Origin of the sequence: Streptomyces sp. NPDC057743 (assembly GCF_042798755.1) — a bacterium.
Classification (GTDB): Bacteria; Actinomycetota; Actinomycetes; order Streptomycetales; family Streptomycetaceae; genus Streptomyces.
This window is the reverse complement of the sequence record NZ_JBHVJX010000014.1, coordinates 185626-197970: the sequence shown is the minus strand read 5'-3', so window position 1 is coordinate 197970 and position 12345 is coordinate 185626. Positions and strand designations below refer to the sequence as shown.

Genomic DNA, 12345 nt, shown 5'->3' with positions numbered 1-12345 from the left:
CTAACCGTCAACGCCATCAACACAGTTGTCATTGCCGCAGTGTCATCGCCGCAGTTGTCCTCACTGCAGTGTCATCACCGCAGTCATGCAGTCATGCAGTCATCATCACCGCAGTGATCAGTGATGAATCTTGTTGCGCTGCTCGGCGTCGTCGTAGGCTTCCTTCGTCTTCTTGGACTTCTGACCGAACTCGTCGATCAGATCCGTGATCTTCTTGACGATCTGTTCCTGGATGTACTGCTGCATTTCGGTGTGAGCCTTGTGCAGGTCATTCTGCTCACCGAACGAGTTCCCCAGGGCCTTGGGCGGCAGATACGTCTGGTTCTTGGCCCGGTTGTTCGGACCGCCCATGTCCTTCAGGATCTGGTTGAGCTCCTTGACCAGCTGGTCGAGGGCGTCCAGGTCAACGCCGTATTCCTCTTTAGCCATGCTCGGCCTCCCCGTGTGATGTCAGTCCGGTCTTGCGGCGCCAGTCGCGTAGCGCGACCGAGGAGCCCACGACCGCGGCGACGGCAAGGAGGCCGCCGCCGACGATGTAGATGGCGATGCGGGCGCGTCGCTGCTCGGTGGTTTCTCCGAGGGTGGCGACGGCCGGCAAGATGGTGGAACCGTCGGCCACGCCCTTGAACTTGTCGGGCGTGGGCGCGGCGGTGGGCCGGGTGTCGTCGTTCAGGGCGGCCATCGGATTGACCACGCCCCAGCCGATGTTGTTGTCCCGGCCCCTGCGGACGCGGTCGGCGGTCTGCTCCAGGTGCCAGATGATCTGCTGCGGGCCCCACTTCTCCTTGTCGCTCTTGTGCTTGGCCATCAGGAGCGCGGCGGCACCCGTGGCGTACGGAGCGGAGAAGCTGGTGCCCTGGTCGACGCAGTTGCCGCCGAGCGGGACGGTGGAGACCATGTCGACGCCGGGAGCGGCGATGCCGACGAAGGGCCCGGGCTGGGAGAAGGCCGCGCGCTCGTTGTTGCGGTCGGAGGCGGCAACGGCCATCACGTTGTCGAACTCGTCGCTGAACGCGGCGGGGTAGATGTTCTTCTCCGCGCCGCTGGCGCCGCTGTTGCCGGCCGAGGCGACGATCAGGATGCCGGCGTCCTGGGCCCGCTTGACCGCGGCCTTGAGCTTGGGCAGCAGCGACTCGCTGGCCGCGGTGCCCTGCGAGATGTTGATGATGTCGACCTTGGCCGCGACCGCGTCGTCGATGGCGGTGGCGAGGGTGTCGGCGGTGCCCGCCTGCTCGTCGCTGGTCTGCTGGAACGGGAGGACCTTGGCCTCGGGGGCCAGGCCGTAGAAGCCGGAGCCCACGCGGGGGCGGGCGGCGATGATGCCGGCGACCTTGGTGCCGTGGCCGACCTTGTCCTGGGTCGGCTTGCCGTTGACGTAGCTCTTGCCGGGGCCCTCGATGGCGTCCTGGAGCTGCTTGTTGCCCGCGTCGACGCCGGTGTCGATGACGGCGACCCGGATGCCCCCGCCCTTGTTGCCGCCCGCCCACATCTGGCTGTTGATCAGGCGCTGGAGGGACCAGGGGGTCTCTTTGATGTCGCTGGTGCCGAACTTGCACTCGCCGCTCTGCAGCGGGACGTTCCCGTCGTCCGCGACTGCCGGCGGGGCGGCGACGCAGGACAGGCCGGCGACGCAGGCCGCGGTGACCAGTGCGCCCGTCGCGCGGCGGCGGTGCCCGGCTCGTAGACCAATGGCGCGAGATCCCACGGGTTGTCTGCTCTCCCTAGGTGGGTGGGGATGGGGCGGGGCGAGGGGTGGTGGGAACGAACAGGGGCGCGGGGACGGGCAGTTGGGGGTATGGACGGCCGAAGGGCGAGCGCACTGGTGCAGCGCGCTCGCCCTCTTTGACCACTGTGCGAGCCGTCGGGGGCTGCTCAGCCGTGTGCCGTCCGTGCTGCGTCCTCGCGCGGGGCGAGGTCAGCCGCCCCAGATGCTGGCGTTCTTGCTCTCGGTGCTCTGGTAGTTCTGCGCGGCGGTGTCGAGAGCCTTGGCGATGGCCTCCAGCGTCTGCTGGAGGTGCGCGGCGCGCTGGTCCCACTCGCGCTGGCGGGCCTGGTAGCCCTCCTGCGCGGCACCTTCCCAGCTGGACGCGATCCGCTTGACGCCGGACTCAAGGTCGTCCAGCTGCTGGCGGATGTTGTTCGCGGTGTTGCGCACGTCTTGGCTTGCCTGGCTGATCGTCTGGAAATTGACGAGGATCTGGCCGGACATGGGGTCTCCTCAGGAGTTGTTGCTGACTAGTCGATTCACTTCAGCCGTGGCGAGGCTCCGCACCGGCACTGACCGGTGGGCCTGACCACGGCGGTTGGGCGAGTGCGCCGGGGTCAGCGGCGCGGCCCCATCATCCGAACGGGGAAGCCTGGGCGGTGACGTGCGTAATCGACTGAGCCTGCTCTTCTTCGGAGGAGCTGTAGTTGCCCGTGGTCTGGTCGATCGCTTCCTTGATCTCGGCCAGCAGCTGGTTGATGCGGTTGGCGTCCTCGTTCACCTGCGACTGGAGCTGGTGGTAGGAGGAGGCCGCCTGACCCTTCCAGCCCGAGGTGATGGTGTCGACGACCTGCTGCAGACGCTGGATCTCGCCCTTAATCGCCTGGTTCACCGAGTCGATTTTGCCGCTGAACGCGACCATCTCCTCGTGAGTGGTTGTGAACTGACCAGCCATGGTCAACGTCCCCCATGAGACTCGTACGTCGGCCGCGCGGCGCCGGCGAGGGCAGTGCGCGGGTGGCATCTCCTGCTGACGCCCCCTGCCACATTACCTACTCCACACGCCTGTTCCCAACAGGGGTGCGGCCGTTGTGACGGGATCACAACAATGTCAACTGGGCGTCGAGAAAACGCCGTTCAGGGGAAACGGACAGATGGGGCGGTTTCCGGCAAGCGGTAGTGAAGGTTCCGGGGAGAGGTAGGGGCGAGATGGAGCGGTTCCGGAGGAGACGCGGAATCGCCGACTCCCCTGTGACGCAAGGGATTTGGGCACGGCGACGTGAGGAGCGGAGCGCCCCGTGACGGGCGAGGCCGCGCCCGGCCCGCGAACGGGTGCCGGGCGCGGCCTCGAAGCGCGCCAGATTGGCCGTGGACGACCCCTCGGTGGGGGCGCGGACGGTCAGGAAGCCTGCGGCTGCTTGGCGCTGTTGACGTCCAGGGACGGGCCGGCGGAGAGCAGCTTGGACCACGCCTCCGGGAGGAGCGGCGGGTGCGCGTCCTTGTAGCCGAGGTGGATCTGCGCCTGGTCCTGCTCCTGCTTGTCGCTACCGGCCTTGTTGGCGGAGTCGTTGTTCCGCGGGACCGAGTAGCGCAGGCCGGTGTCGGTGACCAGGAAGAGGCTGCCGGAGGTCGCCGCGGGGGTGGCCGCCTGCTGGTAGAGCAGGCCGCTGCCGGGGGTGACGTAGGCGGAGGCACCGGGGGCGATCTGGGCCGGGTAGTCCTTGCCGACCCAAGTGCTCATGTCCGGAATGCCGTTGGGGAAGCCCAGCTTGTCGACGCCCGGGTACTTGCTGTTGGTCCCCTTGTAGACGCTGCACGAGACGCCGTCCTGGGTGGGGGTGGTCATTCCGCCGGTCTGGGAGCCGTGCGAGAAGTCGTTGGCCGCGGTGACCGTCTCCTTGGGCCACGGGTTGTCCAGGTCCGTGCCCAGGACCTTGCCGTAGAAGGTGACCGCGTGGCCGGTGGAGTCCGTCTGGGGGCTCACGCTGCCGGTGGCGACGTTCACCGGCTGGAGCGCCTTGCCCGGGGAGCCGGTCACCTTCTCGCCGTTGGGGCCCTGCTCCAGGAGGTTGGCCACGAAGTTGCTGACCTGCTGGACGCCGCTCTTGAGGACCACGTACTTCACGCCGTCGCCGACCTGGAGGATCGAGCCGACCTTCCGCGCCTCCGCGGGGATCGCCGAGTTGGAGACCGGCTCACCGGCGCCGTCCACCTTCGGCATGCTGATCGGGAACGGGCTCTTGACCAGCGTGTTCATGAACTCCGCCGAGACCTTCTGCGGTTCGGCCTGGGAGCCGAAGACGATCCGGCGCAGCGCGCGGTCGGCCTCGGTGTCGACGTGCTTGGTGTTGGTCTTGGCCTCCATGAGGGCCTGCGTCTCGTCGGCGATCATCTGGAACGCGAAGCCGTTCTGGTCCACCAGCCACTTCACGCCGTCCGGGTCCTCGACGTACAGCGCCTGGTGGAGGTCGAGCTTGCCCTTCTTGGGGTTGTTGACCTTGTCCAGATCCTTGCCCGCGAGGACGAACACCGCCTGCTGCGACTTGTTGTTGGTGCCGCTGCCGGGACGGTCGCACACCGCCCACGTCTTGGGCTTGTCCACGTCGCCCGCGGTGGGCAGCCGGTCCGGGGCGTAGGGAATGCCGATCGCCGCGCCGCGCGGCACCTTTCCGCTGTCCAGTTCCTCTTCCTTGACCTTGACGACGTGAAACTTGCTCGGGTCGACAAGGAGCCTGGCGGAGGCCAGATTCAGAACGGGATGCAGCAGATTCTTCTGATTGCCTTTGCCGTCCTTATTGGGCAGGACGACATAGCGCGTGGTGGATTGATCCCCAACGAGGACATTTCCCCCTACCTGATCCCAACCCTCCGGTGCGGCCGGCTGGATAATGCCCCACGCGCCGAACCCCACGACCATCACGATCCCCATCACCACGCTGGGCAACACCGCCTTCAGGGGCTTGGGCGCGCTCTCGATCGAGCCGTTCGGCAGCGGCTTCAGGAATGCCGCATTCGTACGCTTTCGCGCAAACGAATACGCATTCAGCTCGTCCCGACGTGATGCCATTGTCGCTTTCTCTCCCCGCCTGTTGGATCCACATCGACCGCCCCCGGCACTCACGCCGTAGCGCCCTCTACTATGCCGTGTATCGATCGAGCCGTACCGTACGGGTGTCACCTTCCGACGCACCAGTCCGAGCGACGACCGATACGCCTAAGGCACACACCAGTAGAGGAGCAGGCCGGGGGATGTCCAGCGCCACCAGGGCTCGACGCCGCAACGGGCGGCAACAGCAGCAACAGCCTTCCGCTGCACCGCAGTACGCGGAAAACGAGGGCCAAAACGGTACAGCTCCGGGCAGGAGAGAGGGCGCTTCCGGACCGGTGTCGCCCCGGCTGCGCCAACAGGCCGGAACCATCGGCGGCGTCCGCGTCCAACAACTGGCCATCATCGAACTCGCCGCCGCGCTGGTGCTGGTGGGCCTGGCGGCGCACAACCCGGTCGTGCTGACCGTGGCCGCGGTGGTGGCGGCCGTCCTGGTCGTCTTCGCGCTCGGCCGACGCCGCCGGATCCCGCTCCCCGAGTGGATCATCACCGTGCGCGCGATGAACCGCCGCTCCAAGCAGACGAGCGAAAACCTCACCGCCACCCAGGGCGTGGACCCCGCCTTCGCCCCGGTGGTGGAGTGCGATCCGGCGCTGCGCACCTACGAGTACACCGACAACGAGCAGCGCGCGGTCGGCTTCGTCGGCGACGGCACCTTCCTGACCGCCCTGGTCCAGGTCGACGCCCGCGACGAACCGCTGCGCCCGCAGCGCGGCAGCCACATGGTGCCGTTGGAGCTGCTGCACACCGCGTTGGACGTCGAGGACATCCACCTGGAGTCGGTGCAGTTCGTCCAGTACACCCAGCCCGCTCCGGCGCCGCACCTGCCCGAGCAGGCCGTCGCCGCGCGCTCCTACGCGCCGCTCCAGGCCCAGTCTCAGACCCCCGCCGTCCAACTCACCTGGATCGCCCTGAAGTTGGACCCGGAGCTGTGCGCAGAGGCGATCGAGGCCCGCGGTGGCGGCATGGGCGGCGCCCAGCGCTCCCTGCTGCGCGCCGCCGACCAGCTCGTCAGCCGGCTCACCGCGCGCGGCGTGCGCGCCAAGGTGCTCGACGAGCGCGAGGTGGTGGCCGCGGTCGGCACCGCGGTGTGCGTCAGCCCGCGGGCCGCGAACGGCGCGATGGGCCGGGACGGCCGGGCCGCCCGCCGCACCCAGGAGACCACCCGCGCGCTGCGCTGCGACGACCGCTGGCACTCCACCTACTGGATCGGCCGGTGGCCCCAACTGGGCTGCGGTGGCGCCCCGTTGGCCGCCATCACCCAGCTGCTGACCAGCACCCGCGCGATGGCCAGCACCTTCGCGCTGACCGCCACGCACGGCGGCGGCCGGATGCCGGCGATCTCCGGCTACGTCCGGCTGTCGACCCGCAGCGACAACGAACTCTCCGCCGCCCAGGACGAGTTGGAGCGCCGCTCCGGCTCGGTCAAGGTCGGACTGGTCCGGCTCGACCGCGAGCAGCTGCCCGGCCTGCTGGCCACGCTTCCCCTCGGAGGTACCCGCTGATGGGCACTCCCACGTACCAGCCCCGCGTCAACGTCACCAGCGACGGCTGGCGCAACCCGACGAACCAGGGCGTCTCCGGCGGCCGGCTCTCGCACCAGCCGCGCCCGGACGAGGAGCAGTCCGGCCCCAACGGGCCCACCCCGCGGCCCGGTTACGGGCTGCGCGGCCCGCGGCGCAACCCGCACGTGCTGACGCCGGAGTCGCTGGCCGCGCTGACCCTGCCGGTCGGCGACGACGGCGTCATCATCGGCATCGACCCGCAGAACCAGCCCGCCGTGCTGAGCCTGCTGCGCCCGGCGCCGATGGAGGTCGCGCTGGTCGGCAGCATGTGGATGGCGCAGGTGCTGGCGCTGCGCACGGTCGCCGCCGGCGCCCGGGTCGCGGTGGAGACCGCCCGCCCGCCGGCCTGGGGGCAGATGGCACAGGCCGCCGGCGGCGGTCAGCAGTGCGTCTCGGTCTTCGACGTGCGCCAGATCGCCCCGCAGGGGCCGTCGGTTTCCAGCCCCGTGCTGGTCGTCCGCGACATGGGCGCGCGCCCCCCGCGCAACCAACTCGCGCCGAGCCCCTGGCAGACCGTGCTGACGGTGCTGCCGTTCCTCGGGCCGCGCTCGCCGCAGATGCTCAGCCGGGTCGACCTGGTGGGCCTCCAGCGGCTGTCGCCCGAGGAGGCGGAGGTTGTGACGCGGATCATGCGGCTGCCGGAGAACGTCGGCGCGGTACTGCCGACGCTCAGCGACAACGCCATGTTGTGGTGCCGGCGGGACGGCGGCCACCAGTTCGTCATGACCCAGCCGACGGAGGCGGAGACCAACCTGCTGGGCGGCCCGCGCCGCATGGACTGACCGCGCACGCCGGCCGGTTGTCCGCACGGGCGCCTTGGGCGCCGGTCGCGGGACCGGCCGCCGGGCACGAGCGACGGGCGCATCCAGCGGGGTGCGCCCGTCGCTCGTGCCGAGCGGGCTTGAAGACGACATGGCATCGACTGCCGTTATGGGCCGACTGTTGATTAGGCTGTGGGGAGAGCCGCACGAGCACATCACCTCGGCAGTGCACGACGGCAGTCGATACGGGGATGGAGAGTTGAGCAGTGGTGGCGCAACCCCGGGTGGCGTGCTCCGACTTCCGTGATATCCGATCGATCCGCCTGTATCCGGTCCTGCCGTTCAGGTGCGTTGCAGTAGACCAGGAGGCACAGTGAAGGACCAGGAGGCTTTCCGCCCGGACGGGAACGATCCTGACGACGACCAGTCCGAGTTCGACCTGACCGGCGAGTTCAAGATCGATTTCGCGGCTCCGGCCTGGTACGGCAGCAACGACACCAGTGGCGGCGCGGGCGGTGCGGCCCCCTCCGGGGCGCCGGCCGCCGGCGCCCCGACCGCGGGCCCGTCGCCGACCGGCCAACCGTCGTCCGGCCCCGCGCAGGGCGTGCCGCAGCAGGCCGCGCCCGGCCCGGCCCCGGCCCCCGGTTTCCCGACGCTGCGCCCACAGGACGGGACCAACGCCGGCACGCCGACGGACGGGTCGACGCCCCCCAGTGCCTCCGGGAGCGGCCCGACCGCGGACGCCAACGAGGGCGGCAACATCCGTTCCGGCAACGGCCCGGACCCCTCCGCCGACCTCTGGGGCGACGACGATGACGCGGAGCCGGCGCCCGAGCCGCAGTCCGCCGCGGCACCGCAGCCGGAGGCCGCGCCCAACACCCCCGCGGACGGCGCCACAAGCCCCGCAGGACAGCCCGCGCCGGCTCCCGGGCCGGAGACCTCCGCCCCGGCCGCCGCGGCGGCCACACCGCCCGCACAGCCCGTCCAGGGCCAGCCGCAGCAGGCCCAACAGCCCGCCCCGCAGGCCCCGCAGCAGCCCAACCCGCAGGCGCAGCAGCCCCAGCAGCAGCCCCAGCCTCAGCAGCAGGGCACGCACCCGCAGGGCACCCCCGCCCAGGGTGTGCCGCAGCAGGGCGTCGCCCCCCAGGGGATGCCTCCGCAGCAGGGCGCACCGCAGGGCATGCCGCAGCAGGGCGCGCCCTGGGCCGGCGCCGAGGGCCAGCAGCCGGGCGTGCCCGCCCAGGGCGCCCCCGCGCAGGGTGGACTGCCGCCGCTGCCGCCGGAGTTCCAGCCCGCCGACCCGCGGATGGCGCAGCAGCAGGCCGGCCAGCAGCAGCCGGCCGCTCCGCAGCAGCAGGCCCACCCGCAGGCTCAGCCGCAGCAGGGCTACCCCCAGCAGCCGCAGCAGCCCCAGCAGCAGGGCTACCCGCAGCAGCCCCAACAGCCCCAGCAGCAGGGCGGATACGGCTACCCGCAGCCCGCCTACGGCTACCCCCAACAGGCCCAGCCACAGCCCCAGCAGGCCCCGCAACAGCCCAACCCCCAGGCACAGCAGCCCGCTTACGGCTACCCGCAGCAGGGTTACCCGCAACAGCAGCCCCAGCCCCAGCCCCAACAGCAGGGCTACCCCCAGCAGCCCCAACAGCCCCAGCAGCAGCCCCAGCCGGGCCAGCAACAGCAGCTCCCGGGCCAGCAGTTCGGCGACCCCAACGCCGCGGCCAACTACGCCCAGTACTCCCAGCCGGGCCAGCAACAGCCGCAGCGTGCCACCCCCGGTGCCCCGCTCGGCTACAGCGCCGCCGTCGAGCTGACCTCCGACCGCCTGCTGCGCAACCAACCCAAGAAGCGCAAGCCGGGTGCCAACGCCCAGCCGTCCAAGTTCAAGTTGGGCGCGAAGAAGGAGATGGAGGAGCGGCAGCGCAAGCTGGAGCTGATCCGCACGCCGGTGCTCTCCTGCTACCGGATCGCGGTCATCAGCCTCAAGGGCGGCGTCGGCAAGACCACGACCACCACCGCGCTCGGCGCCACCCTCGCCTCCGAACGCCAGGACAAGATCCTGGCGATCGACGCCAACCCGGACGCCGGCACCCTCGGCCGCCGGGTCCGCCGCGAGACCGGTGCCACCATCCGCGACCTCGTGCAGGCCATCCCGCACCTGCACAGCTACATGGACATCCGCCGGTTCACCTCGCAGGCCCCCTCGGGCCTGGAGATCCTCGCCAACGACGTCGACCCGGCCGTCTCGACGACCTTCAACGACGAGGACTACCGGCGCGCGATCGACATCCTCGGCAAGCAGTACCCGGTCATCCTCACCGACTCGGGCACCGGCCTCCTCTACAGCGCGATGCGCGGAGTCCTGGACCTCGCCGACCAGTTGATCATCATCTCCACCCCGTCCGTGGACGGTGCGAGCAGCGCCAGCACCACCCTGGACTGGCTCTCCGCGCACGGCTACGCCGACTTGGTGCAGCGCGGCATCACGGTCATCTCCGGGGTCCGCGAGACCGGCAAGATGATCAAGATCGAGGACATCGTGTCGCACTTCGAGACCCGCTGCCGCGGCGTCGTCGTGGTGCCCTTCGACGAGCACCTCGCCGCCGGCGCCGAGGTCGACCTCGACATGATGCGGCCCAAGACCCGCGAGGCGTACTTCAACCTCTCCGCCCTGGTCGCCGAGGACTTCGCGCGCCAGCAGCAGGCGCAGGGGATGTACGCGCAGGCGCAGATGGGCCAGCAGCAGCCGATGGCCGGCGACCCGTACGCGCAGCAGCAGGACCCGTACGCGCAAGCGCAGTACGCCCAGCAGGCCCAGCAGCAGCCCCCGCAGCAGGGCCAGCCGCCGGCCGGCTACCCGCCGCAGCAGGGCGGTTGGCAGCAGCCGCAGGCCCAGCCGCCCGCCGGCTGGCAGCAGCAACAGCCCGCCCCGGACGCGCCGTTGCCGGAGCAGGGCGGCTGGACGCAGCAGCCGCCCCCGCAGTAGGCGGGTGCGAACGAAGGGGCGGGGCCCGGCAGTTGATGCCGGGCCCCGCCCCTTTGACGCGTCGGTGTCCCCGCCACGGGCGGGCCGCGCTACGCCAGCCCCGACTCCGCGATCAGCCCGCGGGCCTGCTTCACGTCCACCGCCATCCGCTCCAACAGCGCGTCCAGCGTGTCGAACTTCTCCTGGCCCCGGATGTAGGCGAGGAAGTCCACCGCGACGTGCAGCCCGTACAGATCGAGCCCGACCCGGTCGATGGCGTACGCCTCGACCGTGCGCACCTTGCCGTCGAACTGCGGGTTGGTGCCGACCGAGACGGCCGCCGGCATCGCCTCGCCCTCGACGTGCAGCAGGCCGGCGTAGACCCCGTCGGCCGGGATCGCGGTGTGCGGCAGGGTCTCCACGTTGGCCGTGGGGAAGCCCAGTTCGCGGCCGCGCTGCGCCCCGCGTACGACCACGCCCTCGACCCGGTGCGGCCGCCCCAGGACCTCCCGCGCGCCCGCCACGTCGCCCTCGGCGACCAGCCGGCGCACGAGCGTGGACGAGAACGGCACGCCGCCGCCCGCGCTACCGCGCTCGACGAGGTCGATGACCTCCACCGTGTAGTCGTAGGTCCGGCCGAGCTCGGCGAGGATCTCGACGGTGCCCTTCGCCTTGTGCCCGAAGCGGAAGTTCGGTCCCTCCACGACGAGTTGCGCGTGCAACTTGTCGACCAGCACCTTCACCACGAAGTCGGCGGGCGCCAGTTGGGAGAACTCCTTCGTGAACGGCAGCACCAGCACCGCGTCCACGCCCAGCTTGGCCATCAGCTCGGCCCGCCGGTGGTGCGGCGCCAGCAGCGGCGGATGGGTGCCGGGGCGGACCACCTCGCTCGGGTGCGGGTCGAAGGTGACGACCACGGCCGGAATGCCCAGCTCGCGGGCGCGGGCCACCGCCCGCCCGATGATCAGTTGGTGGCCGCGGTGCACTCCGTCGTACGAGCCGATGGTGACGACGCTGCGTCCCCAACCCTCGGGGATGTCCTCCAAGCCACGCCAGCGCTGCACTCTGCCCGCTCCTCGCCCGAACTCTTGTCCGTCCACTGCGCCATTTCGGCATGGCGCAGGACTAAGACTGCCATGCCGGGAGCACGGCTTCGCGCGAAGGGGGGCCTGGCCGCTGTCGCATCGGCCACCCCGCGGCGCCGTCCGGGCCCCGTCCGCCGCGCGCAGCGCTCCCCACCGGGTCGTGCAGCGGCGGTCGCCCCCACCACGCAGGGCCGCTCCCCCGCCGCGCCCCGACCCTCCGCACCGCCGCCGGCTCGTCCTCGGCGAGCGCGTCCAGCAGCTCCACGGCCCGGGGGTGCGCGGTGCCGGCCAGTGTCTCGACGAGGGCGTCCAGGGCCCGGGTGCGATGGGTGTGCAGCAGCGCCTGCGCGGCGTCCGCGACGGTGATCACGCGCGGCGCCCCGGGCGCCGTCCGCAGCGGCCGGACGTCGTCGAACCAGCCGCACAGCAGCGGCTGGATCCGCTCCGGGTCGGCCTTGAGCAGCTCGGCCACGAGGTCCAGGAAGCGGGCGGGGGGAAGCTCCGGGCCCCCGGGGCGGAACGCTTCTGCGCCCGCCGCACACGAGGCCCCGCCCGCCCCGACCGGCCACTCCCGCGCGTCCACCCACCCGTCAGCGGCCCCGGCGTCGGCGGCGTGCACCCGCACCCGCGGCGGCCGGGCGAAGGACCGCGACGCCGTGGCCGCCCCGGCCGCGCGCGGCCCGTCCGCCGGCAGCAGCCGGCGCAGCAGCGCCATCCGGTCCCCCGCCGCCAGCGCCAGGCACCGCCAGAACACCGGCCCGAAGACCGCCAGCCCGGTGGCCGCGAAACCCCCCGCCGCGGCCGACCGCTCGGTGATCCGGTCGGCGAGCAGCCGCAGCACGCCCAGATACGGGGTGGCGTCCGGAACCCCCAGCAACACCCCGCTCAATCGACCGGCGGCCCCGCCCCCGTGGCCCGCCCCGGGAGCCGTCGCCGCCCACACCAACTCCCGCCACTGCGCGCCGAGATGTCCGTCCCCACCGGTCTCGCCCGCCACCCCGCACGCAGGGCCGTCAACGTCCAGCACCACCATCGCGATCCTCCCCACCGGTCACTGTCCGTGCTCAACGGCGACGACGGTAGACAGACAGTGATCGCCACAACAGGGTGATCGGCAAACGCGCCCCCATGCACGCCGGTGATTCACTCCGAGCGCCTGCT

The 12345-nt window shown here is 71.3% G+C and carries 10 protein-coding genes; 3 read left to right on the top strand and 7 right to left on the bottom strand.

Features of this window, described 5'->3' with window-relative positions:
* Positions 1–117 precede the first annotated feature (117 nt).
* The 5 genes from ACFVFQ_RS18500 to ACFVFQ_RS18480 all read right to left on the bottom strand — a co-directional run bounded on the left by ACFVFQ_RS18500 (position 118) and on the right by ACFVFQ_RS18480 (position 4772).
* Positions 118–429 (bottom strand): hypothetical protein, encoded by a 312-nt coding sequence (locus tag ACFVFQ_RS18500; protein ID WP_274912922.1) that lies wholly within the window; start codon positions 427–429, stop codon positions 118–120.
* A complete protein-coding gene (locus ACFVFQ_RS18495; RefSeq protein WP_383416734.1) occupies positions 422–1705 on the bottom strand; it encodes a S8 family serine peptidase in 1284 nt (427 codons plus the stop codon). Before ACFVFQ_RS18495 ends, ACFVFQ_RS18500 begins: the two co-directional genes overlap by 8 nt.
* 210 nt (positions 1706–1915) lie before the next feature.
* The gene (locus ACFVFQ_RS18490) at positions 1916–2209 is read right to left on the bottom strand and encodes a WXG100 family type VII secretion target (protein ID WP_383416731.1); all 294 of its coding nucleotides are present in this window, start codon (positions 2207–2209) and stop codon (positions 1916–1918) included.
* A 130-nt stretch (positions 2210–2339) separates the two neighbouring features.
* Entirely contained in the window at positions 2340–2660 is a 321-nt protein-coding gene (locus ACFVFQ_RS18485; RefSeq protein ID WP_383416728.1) for a WXG100 family type VII secretion target, read from the bottom strand.
* Positions 2661–3104: 444 nt separating this feature from the next.
* The gene (locus ACFVFQ_RS18480) at positions 3105–4772 is read right to left on the bottom strand and encodes a type VII secretion protein EccB (RefSeq protein ID WP_383416725.1); all 1668 of its coding nucleotides are present in this window, start codon (positions 4770–4772) and stop codon (positions 3105–3107) included.
* A gap of 317 nt (positions 4773–5089) precedes the next feature.
* Here ACFVFQ_RS18480 and eccE point away from each other — a divergent pair, with 317 nt between their 5' ends.
* The 3 genes from eccE (at position 5090) to ACFVFQ_RS18465 (ending at position 10120) form a co-directional block, all read left to right on the top strand.
* Positions 5090–6316 carry a type VII secretion protein EccE gene (eccE, locus tag ACFVFQ_RS18475; RefSeq protein ID WP_383416721.1) on the top strand — a complete coding sequence of 409 codons (1227 nt, stop codon included), beginning with the start codon at positions 5090–5092 and terminating at the stop codon, positions 6314–6316.
* On the top strand, positions 6316–7158 hold the full coding sequence (locus ACFVFQ_RS18470; protein WP_383416718.1) for a hypothetical protein: 843 nt from the start codon (positions 6316–6318) through the stop codon (positions 7156–7158). Before eccE ends, ACFVFQ_RS18470 begins: the two co-directional genes overlap by 1 nt.
* Before the next feature lie 352 nt (positions 7159–7510).
* Complete coding sequence (locus ACFVFQ_RS18465; protein ID WP_383416713.1) at positions 7511–10120, top strand: SCO5717 family growth-regulating ATPase; 2610 nt, start codon at positions 7511–7513, stop codon at positions 10118–10120.
* 89 nt (positions 10121–10209) lie between these two features.
* Here the strand turns inward: ACFVFQ_RS18465 and ACFVFQ_RS18460 are convergent, their stop codons facing one another.
* On the bottom strand, positions 10210–11163 hold the full coding sequence (locus ACFVFQ_RS18460; RefSeq protein WP_383416710.1) for a bifunctional riboflavin kinase/FAD synthetase: 954 nt from the start codon (positions 11161–11163) through the stop codon (positions 10210–10212).
* 61 nt (positions 11164–11224) lie between these two features.
* Positions 11225–12217 (bottom strand): hypothetical protein, encoded by a 993-nt coding sequence (locus ACFVFQ_RS18455; RefSeq protein WP_383416707.1) that lies wholly within the window; start codon positions 12215–12217, stop codon positions 11225–11227.
* Positions 12218–12345 lie beyond the last annotated feature (128 nt).

Coding starts and splice junctions, on each gene's coding strand:
- ACFVFQ_RS18500 (WP_274912922.1), bottom strand. CDS start 429: ATGGCTAAAGAGGAATACGGCGTTGACCTGGACGCCCTCGACCAGCTG.
- ACFVFQ_RS18485 (WP_383416728.1), bottom strand. CDS start 2,660: ATGGCTGGTCAGTTCACAACCACTCACGAGGAGATGGTCGCGTTCAGC.
- ACFVFQ_RS18455 (WP_383416707.1), bottom strand. CDS start 12,217: ATGGTGGTGCTGGACGTTGACGGCCCTGCGTGCGGGGTGGCGGGCGAG.
- ACFVFQ_RS18470 (WP_383416718.1), top strand. CDS start 6,316: ATGGGCACTCCCACGTACCAGCCCCGCGTCAACGTCACCAGCGACGGC.
- ACFVFQ_RS18490 (WP_383416731.1), bottom strand. CDS start 2,209: ATGTCCGGCCAGATCCTCGTCAATTTCCAGACGATCAGCCAGGCAAGC.
- ACFVFQ_RS18480 (WP_383416725.1), bottom strand. CDS start 4,772: ATGGCATCACGTCGGGACGAGCTGAATGCGTATTCGTTTGCGCGAAAG.